The organism is Pseudorhodobacter ferrugineus DSM 5888 (assembly GCF_000420745.1).
Lineage (GTDB): Bacteria > Pseudomonadota > Alphaproteobacteria > Rhodobacterales > Rhodobacteraceae > Pseudorhodobacter > Pseudorhodobacter ferrugineus.
Genome location: NZ_ATVN01000005.1, coordinates 50,034 through 66,939 on the forward strand (window position 1 = coordinate 50,034; position 16,906 = coordinate 66,939).

A 16,906-nucleotide genomic window follows, 5' to 3' on the forward strand; every position below is an offset into this window, starting at 1 on the left:
TAGGGGCGGCGGGAAGACTTGGATGGGTGGTCTTATTTCAGATCAGCGGCCCCGAATGCGTGGATCCAGCGCATCGCGCAACCCGTCACCGATATAGTTGACCGACAGCACCGTCAGCGAGATGGCAACACCGGGCCAGATCACGCGTTCGGGGTATTGCTGGATATATTCGGCACCATCAAACAGCAGGCGGCCCCATGTCGGGAAATCGGGCGGAAAGCCGAGGCCGAGGAAGGACAGCGCGGATTCAGTGATGATCGCGTTGGCGATGCCAAGGGTGGCGGCAACCATGATGGGTGACATGACGTTGGGCAGCACATGGCGCAGGATCATCCGGCGGGAGGGCGTGCCGATGGAACGCGCGGCCAACACGAATTCACGTTCCTTCAGGGCCAGCACCTCGCCACGCACCACGCGGGCGGCTTGCATCCAACTGGTCAGGCCGATGGCGACCACGATCAGCAGGAAGGTTCCGCCTTCGGGGCCGAATGCCTTGGACAAGGGCGCGCGAAACAGCATGGCCATGACCAGCAAAAGGGGCAACAAGGGCAGCGCCAAGAACAGGTCGGTCAGACGCATCAACACGTTATCAAGCCGTTTGAAATAGCCCGCCATCACGCCGATAAACGTGCCCAAAGTGATGGAAATGACCATCGCCGTCAGGCCCACTGCGATAGAGGTTTGCCCGCCCTTCATCATCCGCGCCAGCATATCGCGGCCCAGTTGATCGGTGCCAAGGGGAAATTCCCACGATGGCGGTTTGTTGCGGGTTTTGATCATCGTCACCGCATCGGGATTGATGAAGGTAGGGTCTTTTGTCCAGACCAACGGGCCGACCGATACAAATAGCGCGAGTGACAAGAAGACGAACAAGCCCACCAACGCGCCTTTGTGCGATTTGAACTGCACCCAGACATCGGCCCATTGACTGCGCGGTTTGGCCAGTTTTACGGCTTGTGGTGCGGCATCAGTCATAGCGGATCCTCGGGTCTAGCAGTCCGTAGAGAATATCGGCGATCAGGTTGAACAGCACGATCAGCACGGCAAAAATAAATGTCAGAGTTTGCACCGTAGGCAGGTCCGACCCTTGGATCGCGCCAATCAGCAGCGCGCCAAGGCCGTTCACACGAAACACCTGTTCGGTGATGATCGCGCCGCCAAAGATGGACGGGATGCCAAGGGCGATAACGGTGACAACGGGGATCATCGAGTTGCGCACGACATGCTTCATCACGACGATCCGTTCTGTCAGCCCCTTGGCGCGGGCGGTGCGCACATAGTCTTGCCCAAGGTTTTCCAGCATGGACGAGCGCATATAGCGGCTGATCTGTGCCGCGTTATACAACGCCAGCACCATCACCGGCATGGCCATTTGTTTGACCTGCTGGGTGAAACTGGCCCAATCGGTGACGCGCAGCGATGTGTCATAGATCGACGGGAACCAGTGCAGGTTGACCGCGAACACAAGGATCAACACAAGGCCGGTGAAAAACGTGGGCACCGAAAAGCCGATCATCGCGATGAATGTGCCGATTTGGTCAAACCATGAATATTGGCGGTAGGCGGAATAGATCCCGATGGGCAGTGCGATCATTACGCCAAGGATGTAGGACGTGCCGATCACGGTCATGGTTTGGGGCAAGCGCTGGACGACGGTATCCATAACCGGCGAACGCGACTGCCAGCTGACGATGCGCTGCATATCGGCGGAATAGGCCGTGCCCCACCAATGGTCCCACAGCACCAAGGGTTCGACCACAAAAAACTGCTTTAGCCACAAGAAATAGCGGACAAAGACCGGTTCATTCGCGCCCATCGCCTCCATAATCTTCATGCGCACGTCTGGCGGCACGGTCAGGGGGATTTGGCTGAGGGGTGAACCCGGGGCAAGGTCCACGAGCAAAAAGATCAGTAAACTGATGAGCAAAAGCGTCGGGATCGCGAATAACAGCCGACGGAGTGTGAAGGTGAGCATATGCGGCGCCTTAGGTCATCAGTATTGGGGGAAAGGGCGGGGGAGAGTGCCCCCCCCCGCCCAAAGATCAGGTCAGCTTACTTAACGCGGAACCAGTTTTCGACGTTACCCATTTCCGAGTCCCAGACGTTCAGGACCACACCGCCAAGGGTGTTGGAATGGGCCGACAGACGACCACGGTCGACCAATGGCACGATGGTATAGGTGTCTTTGGTCAGCATTTCGTTCATGCGGATAACGATTGCCGCACGTTCAGCCTCGCCCTTTGTCTGGATCAGCTGGGCTGCCAGTTCATCAAACACCGGATCGCAATAGCGGTTGATGTTTTCGCCCTGCCACTGGGTTTCGGGGCGCGGTGCCTTATCGCAGGTATAGGCTACGATATAGGGTTCTGGGTCTGTGCCGGGGAAGTTGTTGGCATACATCTCCACGTCAGCATAGAACTTCTGGAACGTATCGGGCGAACCCGGATCACCACCAAAGAACACGCCGGCATCGACGGTTTTCAGCTCTACTTCCACGCCCAGCTCATTCCACCAGCCCTTGATCAGCGCTTGGAAATCCTGACGCACAGGGTTTACCGAAGTTTGATAGACCAGCTTGAACCGCTTGCCGTCCCTTTCGCGAACGCCGTCGGCGCCGACAACCCAGCCCGCCGCATCCAGCAATGCCTTGGCGCCGTCCATGTCTTGCGTCATGCAATCGGTGTTGGGCGAGGCATAGATAGCCGGGGCAGGGACGAGGTTACAGCTTGGGCGACCCGATGCGCCATAGCCGACTTCGACCAGCAAGCTGCGGTCGATGGCCATCGACAGCGCCTTGCGTACGTTCACATCCGACAAGATCGGGTGTGGGTGCATCGCGGTGGACCGTTCACCTTCTGGCAGATCCGGGGATGGATCTGTCATGTTCATTTCGATGCGTTCAACCAAGGTGCCAAAGCCGGTTACGAACTGGCCTTTGCCACCTGATTGCATCTGTGCTTGCAGTTCAGGGTTGATCTGGGTGTTCCAGGCATAGTCAAATTCGCCTGTTTCCATGACCGCGCGCGCAGCCGATGCCGCATCGCCACCACCCTTGACCGACAGCGTGGCAAAGTTAGGCTTTGCCGGGTCGCGGTAGTTGGGGTTTGCGGCCAATTCAACGCTATCGTTCACCTTGAAGTCGGTGACATAGAACGGACCGGTGCCATGGGGTTTGAAGTTGGCATCTGTACAGGTGGGCGCGGCCGCACCAAGGCAGTTTGCAAACTGTGCCTTTTGGATGATGGGCGATTCAGCGCCAACAAAAGCAACCAGCGGGTTCGGTTTTGGCCCGGTAAATGTGACTTTCACGGTCAGCGGGTCGACCGCTTCAACCGTTTTTACGCCTTCGTATTTCGCCAACTGCGCGCAACCGCCTGCGGGGTCCATGCAATAGGCGGCGGTGAACACAACGTCATCGGCGGTAAAGGGCGTGCCATCGGACCACAGGATGCCTTCTTTCAGCTTCCATGTGACCGAAGTTTGATCCTCGGAAATGCCGCCATTTTCCAGTGTTGGAATTTCGGTGACAAGACGCGGGAAAATGGTGCCGACTTCATCAAAGCCTGCCAGTGGTTCCAGCACAAGGCTGCCCACTTCGACGTCTTTTGTCCCGGATGACAGATAGGCGTTCATGATGGATACGGCTTGCGAATACAGCACTTTGACGTTGCCGTCAGCACCACGTTCGGCCATTGCAGCGGGTGCAAAAGCAAACGCGCAGGCAGCACCCAATAGGGCGGTTTTCAGTTTCATTGTTTTGGTTCTCCTTGTTGGTTGTACTCGAAGTCCTCAGCCAGGCCGGTTGATCCGGCGGCGGTGTTATTGTCGGGTTTGACCAGATGGCAGGCCACAAAACGGCCGGGGCGGACCTCGGCCAGATCTGGCTTTACCTCATGGCAAATCGGGATCACCTCGGGGCAGCGTGTGCAAAAATTGCAGCCTTTGGGTGGGTTGGAAGGCGAGGGCACATCGCCTTGCAAGATGATGCGCTTGCGCCCAGATTCGCGTTCAGGGTCGGGGTCGGGCACCGCCGACAGCAGCGCCTTGGCATAGGGATGCAACGGGTCGGCATACAGCGGTTCGCGGGGCGACAGTTCGGCAATGCGGCCAAGGTACATCACGGCCACACGGTCGGCGATATGTCGGACCATCGACAGATCATGGCTGATGAACAGATAGGTCAGCCCGTATTGTTCTTGCAAATCCTCTAGTAGGTTCACGACTTGGGCCTGAATGGACACGTCCAATGCGGCAATCGGTTCGTCGCACACGATAAACTTGGGGTTCAACGCCAAGGCCCGCGCGATGCCGATGCGCTGGCGTTGCCCACCCGAAAAGGCATGGGGGTAGCGGTTGGCAAAAGCGCGGTTCAGGCCCACGGCATCCATCAGCTCGTACACTTTTTCCAGCTTTTCATCGGCGCTGAGTTTGGTGTGTTCGTCCAAGGGTTCGGCAATGATTGCGGCCACGGTCATCCGCGGGTTCAAACAGGCCTGCGGGTCTTGGAACACCATCTGCATCATCGGGCGTTTGGTGCGCAGTTTTTCGGGTGACAGCTTGGCGATATCTTCATCGCCAATCGTCACCGACCCCGACGTCAGTTCATAAAGCCGCAAAAGCGCACGGCCCACGGTGGATTTACCGCAACCGGATTCGCCCACCAGCCCAAGGGTTTCGCCTTCAAATATATCAAAGCTAAGGCCATCCACCGCCTTCACATCGCCGGTATGGCGGCGCAAAAGGCCGGAATGGATGGGGAAATACATCTTGAGGTCTTTGACCTCGACCAGTTTTTTGGCCGGCTTGGCATCAAGCATCGGCTGGCCCCCCTGTTTTGGCATCCCAATGGCAGGCGACATCATGACCGTAGCCCACACGGCCCGCCCCTATTGCACGGCGTTGCGGGTTTTCTGCGCCACAGCGCGAAAACGCATGCGCGCAGCGGGGCATGAATGGGCAGGCCACGGGGGCCGCGCCCATGATCGGCGGTTGGCCTTCGATTACCCGCAGACGGGTTTCGCGCTGGCCCGTGACGGACGGAATGGTTTTCAGCAAAGCGCGGGTATAGGGGTGCTGCGGGTTGGCAAACAATTCCTTGACCGGGGCCTGTTCAACCACTTGGCCGCCATACATCACCAAAACACGGTCGGCGATGCCCGCAATCACGCCAAGGTCATGGGTGATCCAGACGATCGCCATCCCCAGCTTGGTGCGCAGTTCCTTAACCAATTCGATGATCTGCGCCTGAATGGTAACATCCAGCGCGGTTGTGGGTTCATCCGCGATCAACACTTCGGGGTCGCAGGCCAGCGCTATGGCAATCATCACGCGCTGGCGCATACCGCCGGAAAACTGGTGCGGATAATCGGCAAGGCGGCGTTCGGCATCTGGGATGCCCACCAGTTCCAACAGCTCTATCGCGCGGGCACGGGCCTGTGATTTGTTCATCCCCATATGGCGGCGCAAGGGTTCGGCCACCTGATTGCCGATGTTGTAGACGGGGTTAAGGCTGGTCATCGGGTCTTGGAAAACAAAGCCAATCCGCCGCCCGCGAATATCACGCAACTGGTCTGGCGTGACCTTCAATATATCAACATCGCCCAGCATCACCTCACCCGCGAGCACTTCGGCGGGGGGCATCGGCAAAAGGCCGATCAGTGACATCATGGTCACGGATTTGCCCGACCCGCTTTCGCCCACGACCCCCAGCAATTCGCCGGGTTCCAGGTGAAAACTTACCGAATTGACTGCATGAACGTCGCCCGCGCGGGTGCGGAAAACGGTCTGCAAGCCCCGGACATCAAGGACGGGCTTGGCCCCATCGGGCATATGACGACTCCCATGTCGTTAAATTATATCGTCCAAGGTCAGCCAGTGACCGCCTTGGTTGATGGGATGTTATCGTTTTTTTGCCCTCCCGCAACAGGGTTTCTTTGGCTTTGTCGTTTTGGCGGCGTGGTTTATTGGCTTGCATCTTGACCTGTCTGGGCGAATGTCCGAGCGTGGCTTGAAAAATAAGGACCCACGCCATGCACCCTATGAACTTGTCCGCTCGTGAAATACTTGACCAACTGGTTGGGTTTCGCAGCGTCAGCCACGTAAGCAACCTTGATTTGATTGATTGGGTAGAAGGGTATTTGGCATCGCACGGCGTAAAATCGTACCGCGTTTATAACGCTGATGGCACCAAAGCGGCGCTGTTTGCCAATGTTGGACCTGAGGTGGAAGGCGGGGTGATTCTGTCGGGCCATTCCGATGTGGTGCCGGTGGAGGGGCAAGATTGGGCCACCGATCCGTTCACCGTGGTCGAACGGGACGGGCGGCTTTATGGCCGTGGCACCTGCGATATGAAGGGGTTTGTGGCGCTGGCGCTGGCCGCCGTGCCCTTGGCGCTGGCCGCAGGGGTGAAACGCCCGCTGCAAATCGCGATCAGTTATGACGAGGAGGTGGGTTGCACGGGTGCGCCGCCGATGATTGCGCAAATGGTCAAGACCTTGCCCCGCGCGGCGGCTGTGGTGGTGGGCGAGCCGTCGATGATGCGGCTGGTCAACGGCCACAAGGGCGGCCACGGCTTTGCCGTACATGTGCAAGGGTTTGAGGTACATTCGTCACTTCAGCACACCGGCGTCAACGCGATCATGACGGCCGCGCGGCTGATTGACTGGGCCAATATTATCAACGCGGAAAATGCGGCCAAGCCTGCAACCGCATTGGGGCAGGGGTTTGTGCCGCATTGGACCACGGCGCATGTCGGCAAAATTCAGGGCGGTACGGCGGAAAACATCACCGCCAAGGATTGCCACTTCGGGTTCGGGTTCCGCGTGGTGCCGGGCGAGAGTGAAGAGGCATGGGCCCAGCGTTTCAAGGACAAAGCAGCAGAGATAGAGGCCGAGATACAGGCCATCCGCCCCGAAGCTGCGATCACCTTGACCCAAACCTTTTACGTGCCCGGCCTTGTCCCCGAACAAAACGGCGCGGCCGATCATTTGGTGCGGCGTTTGACGGGTGACAACGGGTCCGAGGTGGTCAGCTATGGCACCGAAGCAGGGCAGTTTCAGGCCGAGGGGTATTCTTGCGTGGTCTGCGGGCCGGGCGATATTGCGCAGGCGCACCAGCCGAATGAATACTTGGAGGTTGCGCAATTCAATGAGGCGTGGGGCTTTATGCAGCGCTTGGTCAAGGATTTGGCGGAGTAGGGGATGCAGGCCTTTCCGATTTCGATGGATGTGCCGCCCACCCACAAGGGCGCGTTGCCCGCTGCCTGTGATGTGGTGGTGATAGGTGGCGGGGTCATTGGCGTGATGACCGCGTGGTTTTTGACCAAGGCCGGTAAACGCGTGGTTCTGTGTGAAAAAGGCCGGATCGCGGGTGAACAATCGGGGCGCAACTGGGGCTGGATCCGCCAGCAAGCCCGCGATGCGGATGAGCTGCCGATCATGGTAGAAAGCATGGCAATCTGGCACGGTCTGGTGGCCGAACTGGGCGATGGCTTGGGCTTTCGGCAAGGTGGTGTGGTCTATATGGCCAATAAACCCGCTGATATGGCCGAGTTTGAAGCGTTCATGCCCCACGCCCGCGCACATGGGCTTGATACACGGATCATGACGCGGGCCGAGGTGGGGGCGTTGTTGGGGGCATGTATCTGGCAGGGCGGCATGATAACCCCGTCCGATGCGCGGGCCGAACCGATGGTCGCGGTTCCCTTGATTGCCAGCGCCTTGGCCGCCAAGGGCTGTGTGATTGTCGAAGATTGCGCCGTGCGCGGCCTTGATATGGCGAATGGCCGTGTGGCGGGCGTTGTGACGGAACAGGGTGAGGTTGCTTGCGATGCCGTGGTCATGGCGGGCGGCGCGTGGTCCTCGTTGTTTTTGCGCGCGCAAGGCATTGATATACCGCAGCTTTCGGTGCTGGCGTCAGTTGCGGCAACCGAACCGATGCCCGAGATTTTTGCGGGCAATGCTGCCGACAATCACTTTGCCTTTCGACGCCGTGTCGATGGCGGCTATACGATTGCGCCGGGGTCCGAGCATGACTTTTTCATCGGCCCTGATGCGTTTCGGCATTTGCCAAAATACATCCCCACCTTGCGCAATGACTTCCGGTCGACCCATTTTCGCGCCGCAGCCCCGAACGGATACCCCGATGCATGGCGCACGCCGCGCCTCTGGGATATGTCCAAACCCTCGCCGTTTGAGGCGACGCGCGTGCTGAACCCCGCGCCGAACATGAAAACCCTGTCGGATGTCCAAGATGCCTTTGCCGCCGCATATCCGCATCTGGGCCGCCCGAAACTGCGCTGCGTTTGGGCGGGGATGATCGACACCATGCCCGACATTGTGCCCGTGCTGGATGCGGCCCCGCCGACATCAGGGCTGTCGGGCCTGTTTATTGCGACAGGGATGAGTGGGCACGGATTTGGCATTGGCCCCGGCGTGGGGCGGGTAATGGCGGATATGGTTCTGGGGCGGGCCTTGGGCCATGATCTGACCCGCTTTCGCCTGTCGCGTTTTACGGACGGGTCAAAAATTAAACCCGCCCCAGCGCTCTGACCCTTGCAGGGCGGGTTGGTTTGGATCAACCTGCTGCCATACCACCAGGAGGAGGCCCCGATGCCCGTAAAGAACCGTTTTGCCGAAATGCTGCCCGAGTTGACAGCCATTCGCCGTGATTTCCACGAAAACCCTGAACTGCTGTTTGAGGTGCACCGCACCGCTGCCAAAGTGGCCGAGTTGCTGCGCGCATGGGGCTGTGACGAGGTGGTCGAGGGGATTGGCCGCACGGGTGTGGTGGGGGTGATTCACGGCAAAACCGATTCTGGCAAGGTGATAGGCCTGCGCGCAGATATGGACGCGCTACCGATTATGGAGGCGACGGGGCTGGAATACGCGTCGAAAACCCCGGGCAAGATGCACGCCTGTGGCCATGACGGGCATACCACCATGCTGCTGGGTGCCGCCAAATATCTGTGCGAAACCCGTAACTTTGATGGCAAAGCCGTGGTGATTTTCCAACCCGCCGAAGAGGGCGGCGGTGGCGGGAACGAGATGGTCAAGGACGGCATGCTGGACCGCTGGAATATCCAAGAGGTGTACGGCATGCATAATATGCCTGGCATCCCCGTGGGCCAGTTTGAAATTCGCCCTGGCCCGATGATGGCGGCGGCGGACCAGTTTGAAATCACCGTGACGGGCAAGGGTGGCCATGCCGCCAAACCGCATGATTGCATTGATACGCTGCTGGTCGCCAGCCATATCATTGTGGGCTTGCAGTCGATTGCGTCACGCAATGTGGACCCTTTGAAACAGGTTGTAGTGTCCACTTGCGTGGTGTCCACTGACAGCAACGCCCACAACGTCATCCCGCAAACTGTTGTTTTGAAGGGCACAGTGCGCACGTTTGATGCGGAGGTTCAGGATTTGGTCGAGGCGCGGATGAACGCATTGCCCGTACAAATGGCAGCGGCATTTGGCGCATCGGCCGTGGTGAATTTTCAGCGCGGCTATCCCGCCACAGTGAATGCCGAGGACAACACCGGCTTTGCCGCGGAGGTGGCGATGGCCGTTTCGGGCAAAGTGCGCACCGACACCCCGCCTTTGATGGGGGCCGAAGATTTCAGCTATATGCTGAACGAACGCCCCGGCGCCTATATTTTCCTTGGCAATGGCGACACGGCGATGGTGCATCACCCCGCCTATAACTTTGACGACAACGCCATCCCCTTCGGGTCCAGTTGGTATGCGGGCATGGTGGAAGCGCGGATGCCCGCGGCCTAAAGCGCGCGCAAATCGCGGCGGATCACCTTGCCTGTGGCGGTCATCGGCAAGGTGTCTACAAACACAACATCGCGCGGGGCTACATGTGGGCTGATGCGGGTTTTCACCCGGTCAATCAGGCGCTTGGCGGCACCTTCTTCGCTGGCACCCGTACGCAGCACCACAAAAGCGCGCACAATTTCGGTGCGCAGCGCATCGGGCACCCCCACGCAGGCGGCCATGACCACATCGGCGTCACCCATCAGGCAATTCTCAATCTCCGTCGGGCCAATGCGGTAGCCTGCGGATGTGATCACATCATCTTCCCGCGCCGAAAATGTGAAATACCCGCGCGCATCTTGGCTGCCCAAATCACCCGTTCGCAACCAGTCATCGCCAAACGCCGCTGCGGTTTTATCGGGCTGGTTCCAGTAGCGCAAAAACATGCTGGCAGCCCCTTTGCGGATGCAAATCTCACCAATTTCATCCACGGCACAACCGCGCCCGCGTTCATCCATTATCGCAACTTCAAAGCCGGGCAAGGCTTGGCCCATGCTGCCAGGCTTCACAACCATCATCCCCGCCACTTGGCTGATGCACAGGTTGCACTCTGTCTGGCCGTAAAGCTCGTTTATCGGGGCACCCAAAGCGGTTTGACCCCAGCGCAGCATTTCCGCCCCGAGGCTTTCACCACCGGAAGAAATTGAGCGGATATTCACCCCGGCAGGCACAGCTGTGCCGCGCATCAGTTTCAGTGCCGTTGGCGGCAAAAACAGGTTCCGGATCCCGTGGGCGGCAATCAGCGCATAGGCGGCCCCGGCCTCAAACTTGCGCATGCGGTGGGCGACCAAAGGCACCCCGTAATACAGGCAGGGCATGGCCATATCCATCAGCCCGCCAATCCACGCCCAATCGGCAGGCGTCCAACCCTTGTCGCCCGCTTGGGGGAACCCTTCATGCGTCAGTTCCATGCTGGGCAGATGGCCAAACAAGAACCGATGCGCGTGCAAAACCCCCTTGGGCGGACCGGTGGTGCCCGAAGTATAGATCATCACAGCGGGGTCTTCGGCAAGCGTGTCCACGTGGGCTGCTAGCGGCGAATGGGCGGCGATTTCGGTCCAAAGATGCTTTGCATCTGGTATGGGGTCTGTACAAAAAATTGATTTTAGATCAGTCAGTTCTGCGGCGATGTTCAGAATTTTCGGCAGGCTTTCCCCGTCCGTCACGACCAGTTTCGCACCGGAATCGGCCAGCCGGTACAGCAATGCATCCCCGCCAAACAAGGTGAACAGCGGCAAGGCAATCGCCCCCAGCTTCATCGCGGCGAAATGCACAATCGGCACGGCGGCGGACTGGGATAACAGCACCGCGACACGGTCGCCTTGCATTACGCCGGACGCGGCAAAGGCCGTGGCAAGCCGGTCCGATGCGTCTTTTAGCGCGGCGTAGGTCCAATCTTGCGACCCGTTTTCTGTAACCTCGGTCACAGCAATCTGGTCGGGGTGCGCGGCCGCCCAATCATCACAACAGGCCTGTGCAATGTTGAAATGCTTGGGCCAATCCCAGACAAAGCCTGCGCGTTTGGCTGCCCAGTCACCCGTCAGCGGAATAAGCCGCCTACTGCGCAAAGATCGTTACTTCTGGTAAATCTGTCAACGGCAGGTTCAGCGCGCGAAAGGCCGCGAGCGACAGCTGTGCCGCCCCTTCACCCGGGATCAGGTCAACCGCAATGGACCTACCCGCCGCCGTAACAACCCGCCCCGCGCCCGCTTTTTTCACAAGGCCGGACCGAAGCCAGAACCCTGGCTCGGTTACATTGCCAAGCGCCACGGCAGTTTTGCCCAAAGATAGTTCGCCCGCAGGCTGGGCGTGTGCGGCAAGGGCTGCGGCCTTTTGCGCCGCCGTGGTCGTATCAAGTGCGCGCGCCGTGCGTGCGCCCGCAGGCGGGGCCGCCACGCCAACAGAATTCGGCCGCGTCAGCGGCTTCATCGCAATCGGGGCGACAGGTTCCATCGCGGCAGTTTTGCTGCCGCCAAATGGCATATTGGCGCAGCCGGACAGCAGCAGGGCGGGGACGATCAGGGCGAATACATATTTCATACTTGTGACGATATCCGCCCTTAAGTTGTCTTTCAATGGCCTTGCAAGCCCGCGCCGCGCACCGTACGCTTTGGGAATGAATACACCTTTGATTGACCCATTCGCCCGTGCCATCAATTACCTGCGAGTCTCGGTTACGGACCGCTGCGATTTTCGCTGCGTCTATTGCATGTCGGAAAACATGAGTTTTCTGCCCAAAGCCGAGTTGTTGACGTTGGAAGAATTGGACCGCATGTGTTCAACTTTTATCGGGATGGGTGTGGAAAAGCTGCGGATCACGGGGGGAGAACCCCTTGTTCGCAAGGGGATCATGACGTTTTTCGAAGGTATGGCGCGGCATTTGCAAAGCGGTGGCTTGCGCGAATTGACGCTGACCACGAACGGCAGCCAGTTGCGCAAATATGCGGCCGATCTGGCGGCCTGTGGGGTTCGGCGGATCAATGTGTCGCTGGACACGCTGGATGATGCGAAATTCGCGAAAATCACCCGCTGGGGGCGGCTTGCGCAGGTGTTGGACGGGATTGCAGCGGCCAAAGAGGCGGGCTTGCGGGTCAAGATCAACGTCGTGGCGCTGAAAGGGTTTAACGAGGATGAGCTGTTCACCCTGACCGATTGGTGCGCGGCCGAGGACCATGATTTGACCTTTATCGAGGTTATGCCAATGGGCGACCTTGGGAATGAGGATCGGCTGGACCAGTATTGGAGCTTGAAAGACCTGCGCGCACGGCTGTCGGAGCGGTTTACTGTGACGGAATTGACCGAGCGCACGGGCGGGCCTGCGCGCTATGTGCGGCTGGAAGAAACAGGGCAAAAGCTGGGCTTCATCACGCCTTTGACCCATAATTTTTGCGAAAGCTGCAACCGTGTGCGGCTGACCTGTACGGGTGAATTGTACATGTGTTTGGGCCAAGAAGACATGGCCGACCTGCGCGCGCCGCTACGGGCCAGCGCGGATAACGCGGTGTTGGAAAGCGCCATTCGTGCAGCCATTTTGCGCAAACCCAAGGGGCATGATTTTGATTATTCGCGCCAGCGCACCGATGGGCAGATGACCCGCCATATGAGCCATACGGGCGGGTAACGCGCTGTTTTGCCAGCGGTTTATTGAGTATTTAGGCAAAGATGAAATAGGACCGCGGGTTTAACCCAGATATTGACCAGCCTCTTTGCGCGCCCATGTTTTCATCAAATCGCCAAACTCGGCCAAAAACGCCTCCGTGCGTGCCGGATCATGTTTGGACAGGTCGCGCAGCCACCACGCCACGGATTTTTGGATAAACCAATCCTTGTCGCCCAAATAGCTGGCGGCCCAGATCAGGATGCGTTCGCGGGCCGCATCCTCATGCGGTTTCAGGTTGTTCAGGCGGGCAAAGGGCAGGGTGGCGACCAACGCGGCGCGGCGTTGCCACATCAGATCAGATTTCGTCCAGCCTTCAACCGTATCAAGGCGCGACGGGTCGGCGATGAGACGTTTTTGCGCTGCGATACAGACGGCATCGGCAATGGCCCAAGCGTCAAAATCGAGCACCCATTCGCAGATCATATCCCACGCAGGCGTATCATCGGGGCGGATGCGCGCTTGGGTCAGCAGTTTTGCGGCCGCGATTCTCGCCTCATGGATGTTACTGGCCCAAAGGTCGGCGCACAGCGCCAAGCGCCCCTCTAGCGTCAGGTCCTCGCGCCATTCCTTGCACAGCGCGTCAATTGCGGGGTTGGCCGTGCCAAGATAAGGGCGATCAACCTTGTGATACTCGGCCATCTCGGCGGCTTTGCCCGCAACGGACTGGGCCTTTAGGGCGGCAATGGCGTCATCAAAGGTCATTCAACTGTCACCGATTTGGCGAGGTTGCGCGGTTGGTCCACATCGGTGCCCTTTGCAATTGCGGTGTGATAGGCCAGCAGTTGTGCGGGCACGGCGTAAAGGATGGGTGCAAGGAAATCAGGCACCGACGGCATGACCAGCGTGCGCCAGCAGCCCATCCCCGCCTCGGCCACGCCTTGCGCATCGGAAATCAACAAGACCTTGCCGTGGCGGGCCATCACCTCTTGCATATTCGACACGGTTTTGTCGAATAATGCGTCACGCGGGGCCATGACAATCACGGGAACATGGGCATCGATCAGCGCGATTGGCCCGTGCTTCAGCTCTCCGCTGGCATAGCCTTCGGCGTGGATGTAACTGATTTCTTTCAGTTTTAGTGCGCCTTCCATCGCCAGCGGGAACAAAGGGCCACGGCCCAGAAACAAGATATCCTGCGCTTCGGCCAAGTCTTCGGCGATCTTGGCCACGTCGGGCGCGATCTGGATCGCTTGGTTGATCAGCCCCGGCAGGCTGTTCAAATCGGCGATGTGTTGGGCCATCTGTTCGGGCGTAAGCCGCCCCTTATCTTGCGCTGCTTTCAAGGCCATCAGCGCCAAGGTGGCAAGCTGGCAGGTAAAGGCCTTGGTCGAGGCAACCCCTATCTCTACCCCTGCGCGGATCGGCAGGGCGATATCGGATTCGCGCGCAATTGATGACGTTGGCACATTGACCACCGCGACAATCTTGGCAACCTTGTCGCGGCAATAGCGCAACGCGGCGAGGGTATCGGCCGTCTCGCCCGACTGGCTGACAAACATCGCCCAAGAGGCCGGCGACATCGGCGGCTCGCGGTAGCGGAATTCGGACGCGACATCCACCTCGACCGGAATACCCGCCACCTGTTCAAACCAGTATTTCGCCACAACGCAGGCGTAATAGGCGGTGCCGCAAGCCACCAGCGTCAGGCGGTCAACATTGGTGAAATCCACCTCGGCAGGCAGATTCAGCTTTCCATCCATCAGATTGTGCTTGATCGCATCGGCCAGAACCACAGGCTGTTCCGCAATTTCCTTGGCCATGAAATGCTTGTAGCCGCCTTTTTCAATGCGGGTATGTTCCAGCACAATTTTGGTCGCAGCGCGGTTGGCACGGCGGTTGGCGTCATCAAAAATCTCGGCACCCGCACGGGTTATAACCGCCCAGTCGCCTTCTTCCAGATAGGTCACCGTGTCGGTCATCGGCGCCAGTGCGATGGCGTCTGATCCCACAAACATTTCACCCTCGCCATGCCCGATAGCCAAGGGCGACCCTTTGCGCGCGGCGATCATCAAATCATCCTCGCCGTCGAACAGGAAACACAGCGCAAAGGCCCCGTGCAGCCGCGACAGGGTTTCGCGCGCGGCCTCAACCGGGGTCATGCCTGCATCAAGATGGGCGCGGGTCAGGATCGCCACGGTTTCGGTATCTGTTTCGGATTCAAAGGCATAGCCTTTTGCCAGCAAGTCCTCACGCAGCTCGCGGAAATTCTCGATAATGCCGTTATGGACCACGGCCACTGCGCCCGATTGATGCGGGTGGGCGTTGGCAACCGTTGCCGCCCCATGCGTGGCCCAACGGGTGTGACCGATGCCAGCCTTGCCCGCCAGCGCGTCATGAACGAGCAAATCCGACAGGTTGACCAGCTTGCCAACAGCACGGCGGCGGCCAAGTTTGCCTTTGTGAACCGTTGCAATCCCCGCAGAGTCATAGCCGCGATATTCCAGCCGTTTCAATGCCTCAACCAACAACGGGGCGACTTCGTGCTTTCCAAGGACCCCTACAATACCGCACATTATTGGGCCTCTTTCTGGCGCTTTTCGCGCACCGATTTGTACATATCGAACAATTTCACCGCCAACCCCGGCTTGTTGACCTGCCGCGCCCTGCCAATCGCCACGGCCTCGGCAGGCACATCCGCTGTGATCACCGACCCAGAGCCCGTCATTGCATCGCGCCCCACCCGCACGGGGGCCACCAGCATGGTATTGGACCCGATGAACACGCGCGGCCCGATTTCGGTATGATGCTTGTTCACGCCATCATAATTGCAGGTAATGGTGCCCGCGCCGATATTGGTATGCTCGCCCACATGGGCGTCGCCCAAATAGGTCAGGTGGCCGACCTTGACCCCTTCATCCAGCACAGCATTCTTGATTTCCACGAAATTGCCGACATGCACATCTTCGGCCAGTTCAGCACCGGGGCGCAGGCGGGCAAAGGGGCCAACGCTGGCGCCACGGCTGATATGGCAGCCTTCCAGATGACAAAAGGCCTTGATCTCGGCATCGGATTCGATGGTGACGCGCGGGCCAAAGACGACATTCGGGCCGATGGTCGTATCGCGGCCAATCACCGTATCCAGCGCGAAATAGGTGGTGGCTGGATCGGTTAAGGTGACCCCATTTTCCATCGCCTCGGCCCGCATCCGCGCCTGAAACGCGGCTTCGGCCATGCTCAACTCGGCGCGGGTGTTGATGCCCAGCGTCTCATCCTCGTCACAGCGCACGACGCCCGCTGACAGGCCCTGCGCGCGCGCGATTTCAATAATGTCGGTCAGGTAATATTCGCCCGAGGCATTGGCATTGCCAACCCGTGACACAAGGTCAAACAGGACCGATATATCAGCACAAATAACACCAGAATTACAAAGGGTAACAGCACGTTCTGCATCACTCGCATCCTTGAACTCGACAATCCGTTCCAGCGTATCGCCCGAGGTGATCAAGCGGCCATAACGGCCCGGATCGGCGGCCTCAAACCCCAGAACAACGACGGCGTTGTGCACGCGGGCATCCAGCATCGCTTGCAGGGTTTCTGACCGCACAAAGGGCGTGTCGCCATATAGAACAATTGCATCGCCCGTAGCGCCCGCCAGCAAAGAGGCGGCCTGTGCGACCGCATGGCCTGTGCCAAGCTGTTCGGCTTGCAGCACCACCTCAACCGAGTTGTCAAAGGCGCGCGCGGCCTTTTCCACCGCCGCCGCACCGTGGCCTGCAATGACCACAATCTGGTCTGGGTCAAGGGTTTGTCCTGCCTGCAACGCGTGGTGCAACAAGGGGGCAGCCCCCAAGCGATGCAGCACCTTTGGCAGATCCGAATTCATCCGCGTGCCTTTACCAGCCGCCAGAACAATCAATGAAACCGACATGAAACCCTTTCCTTCAACGTCAGAACCCTTTTACACGGGTGTATCCGAGTCGCAAGGTCGGGGACG

General features: G+C 59.1%; 14 protein-coding genes. 4 read left to right on the forward strand and 10 right to left on the reverse strand.

Features of this window, described 5'->3' with window-relative positions; all coding sequences use genetic code 11:
* Positions 1-42: 42 nt before the first annotated feature.
* From G560_RS0106070 to G560_RS0106090, 5 genes are all read right to left on the reverse strand, one after another.
* A complete protein-coding gene (locus G560_RS0106070; protein WP_022703421.1) occupies positions 43-975 on the reverse strand; it encodes an ABC transporter permease in 933 nt (310 codons plus the stop codon).
* On the reverse strand, positions 968-1,975 hold the full coding sequence (locus tag G560_RS0106075) for an ABC transporter permease (protein ID WP_022703422.1): 1,008 nt from the start codon (positions 1,973-1,975) through the stop codon (positions 968-970). The genes G560_RS0106070 and G560_RS0106075 overlap by 8 nt, the downstream gene beginning before the upstream one ends.
* A gap of 77 nt (positions 1,976-2,052) precedes the next feature.
* Entirely contained in the window at positions 2,053-3,753 is a 1,701-nt protein-coding gene (locus tag G560_RS0106080; RefSeq protein ID WP_022703423.1) for a peptide ABC transporter substrate-binding protein, read from the reverse strand.
* Positions 3,750-4,817, reverse strand: coding sequence for an ABC transporter ATP-binding protein (locus G560_RS0106085; protein WP_022703424.1), 1,068 nt, complete (start codon positions 4,815-4,817; stop codon positions 3,750-3,752). Before G560_RS0106085 ends, G560_RS0106080 begins: the two co-directional genes overlap by 4 nt.
* On the reverse strand, positions 4,810-5,829 hold the full coding sequence (locus tag G560_RS0106090) for an ABC transporter ATP-binding protein (RefSeq protein WP_022703425.1): 1,020 nt from the start codon (positions 5,827-5,829) through the stop codon (positions 4,810-4,812). Before G560_RS0106090 ends, G560_RS0106085 begins: the two co-directional genes overlap by 8 nt.
* Before the next feature lie 200 nt (positions 5,830-6,029).
* Here G560_RS0106090 and argE point away from each other — a divergent pair, with 200 nt between their 5' ends.
* From argE to G560_RS0106110, 3 genes are read left to right on the forward strand one after another with little or no spacing between them, the layout of a single operon-like run.
* Entirely contained in the window at positions 6,030-7,196 is a 1,167-nt protein-coding gene (gene argE / locus G560_RS0106100) for an acetylornithine deacetylase (protein WP_155947171.1), read from the forward strand.
* A 3-nt stretch (positions 7,197-7,199) separates the two neighbouring features.
* Positions 7,200-8,549 carry an NAD(P)/FAD-dependent oxidoreductase gene (locus tag G560_RS0106105; protein ID WP_022703428.1) on the forward strand — a complete coding sequence of 450 codons (1,350 nt, stop codon included), beginning with the start codon at positions 7,200-7,202 and terminating at the stop codon, positions 8,547-8,549.
* A gap of 60 nt (positions 8,550-8,609) precedes the next feature.
* Positions 8,610-9,773, forward strand: coding sequence for a M20 aminoacylase family protein (locus G560_RS0106110; protein WP_028913790.1), 1,164 nt, complete (start codon positions 8,610-8,612; stop codon positions 9,771-9,773).
* On the opposite strand, the gene G560_RS0106115 is transcribed toward G560_RS0106110, so the two are convergent.
* Positions 9,770-11,380 carry an AMP-binding protein gene (locus G560_RS0106115; RefSeq protein ID WP_022703430.1) on the reverse strand — a complete coding sequence of 537 codons (1,611 nt, stop codon included), beginning with the start codon at positions 11,378-11,380 and terminating at the stop codon, positions 9,770-9,772. The two genes, G560_RS0106110 and G560_RS0106115, sit on opposite strands and share 4 nt — an antisense overlap.
* Positions 11,370-11,852, reverse strand: a complete 483-nt coding sequence (locus G560_RS0106120; protein ID WP_022703431.1) for a hypothetical protein — start codon at positions 11,850-11,852, stop codon at positions 11,370-11,372. The genes G560_RS0106115 and G560_RS0106120 overlap by 11 nt, the downstream gene beginning before the upstream one ends.
* A 76-nt stretch (positions 11,853-11,928) precedes the next feature.
* Between G560_RS0106120 and moaA the strand changes: the two genes are divergently transcribed.
* Positions 11,929-12,933, forward strand: coding sequence for a GTP 3',8-cyclase MoaA (moaA, locus tag G560_RS0106125; RefSeq protein ID WP_022703432.1), 1,005 nt, complete (start codon positions 11,929-11,931; stop codon positions 12,931-12,933).
* A 60-nt stretch (positions 12,934-12,993) separates the two neighbouring features.
* Here moaA and G560_RS0106130 read toward each other — a convergent pair whose 3' ends face one another.
* Genes G560_RS0106130 through glmU form a run of 3 tightly spaced genes read right to left on the reverse strand, consistent with a single transcriptional unit; the run spans position 12,994 to position 16,840 of the window.
* Complete coding sequence (locus tag G560_RS0106130; RefSeq protein WP_022703433.1) at positions 12,994-13,674, reverse strand: DNA alkylation repair protein; 681 nt, start codon at positions 13,672-13,674, stop codon at positions 12,994-12,996.
* Complete coding sequence (gene glmS, locus G560_RS0106135; protein ID WP_022703434.1) at positions 13,671-15,485, reverse strand: glutamine--fructose-6-phosphate transaminase (isomerizing); 1,815 nt, start codon at positions 15,483-15,485, stop codon at positions 13,671-13,673. Before glmS ends, G560_RS0106130 begins: the two co-directional genes overlap by 4 nt.
* Entirely contained in the window at positions 15,485-16,840 is a 1,356-nt protein-coding gene (gene glmU, locus G560_RS0106140) for a bifunctional UDP-N-acetylglucosamine diphosphorylase/glucosamine-1-phosphate N-acetyltransferase GlmU (RefSeq protein WP_022703435.1), read from the reverse strand. The genes glmS and glmU overlap by 1 nt, the downstream gene beginning before the upstream one ends.
* Between the last annotated feature and the right edge of the window lie 66 nt (positions 16,841-16,906).

Bases quoted from the DNA above. Each gene is read 5' to 3' on its own strand.
- glmS (WP_022703434.1), bottom strand. From the start codon at position 15,485: ATGTGCGGTATTGTAGGGGTCCTTGGAAAGCACGAAGTCGCCCCGTTG.
- G560_RS0106110 (WP_028913790.1), top strand. From the start codon at position 8,610: ATGCCCGTAAAGAACCGTTTTGCCGAAATGCTGCCCGAGTTGACAGCC.
- G560_RS0106120 (WP_022703431.1), bottom strand. From the start codon at position 11,852: ATGAAATATGTATTCGCCCTGATCGTCCCCGCCCTGCTGCTGTCCGGC.
- G560_RS0106070 (WP_022703421.1), bottom strand. From the start codon at position 975: ATGACTGATGCCGCACCACAAGCCGTAAAACTGGCCAAACCGCGCAGT.
- G560_RS0106105 (WP_022703428.1), top strand. From the start codon at position 7,200: ATGCAGGCCTTTCCGATTTCGATGGATGTGCCGCCCACCCACAAGGGC.
- moaA (WP_022703432.1), top strand. From the start codon at position 11,929: ATGAATACACCTTTGATTGACCCATTCGCCCGTGCCATCAATTACCTG.
- argE (WP_155947171.1), top strand. From the start codon at position 6,030: ATGCACCCTATGAACTTGTCCGCTCGTGAAATACTTGACCAACTGGTT.
- G560_RS0106080 (WP_022703423.1), bottom strand. From the start codon at position 3,753: ATGAAACTGAAAACCGCCCTATTGGGTGCTGCCTGCGCGTTTGCTTTT.
- G560_RS0106130 (WP_022703433.1), bottom strand. From the start codon at position 13,674: ATGACCTTTGATGACGCCATTGCCGCCCTAAAGGCCCAGTCCGTTGCG.
- G560_RS0106085 (WP_022703424.1), bottom strand. From the start codon at position 4,817: ATGCTTGATGCCAAGCCGGCCAAAAAACTGGTCGAGGTCAAAGACCTC.
- G560_RS0106090 (WP_022703425.1), bottom strand. From the start codon at position 5,829: ATGCCCGATGGGGCCAAGCCCGTCCTTGATGTCCGGGGCTTGCAGACC.
- G560_RS0106075 (WP_022703422.1), bottom strand. From the start codon at position 1,975: ATGCTCACCTTCACACTCCGTCGGCTGTTATTCGCGATCCCGACGCTT.
- glmU (WP_022703435.1), bottom strand. From the start codon at position 16,840: ATGTCGGTTTCATTGATTGTTCTGGCGGCTGGTAAAGGCACGCGGATG.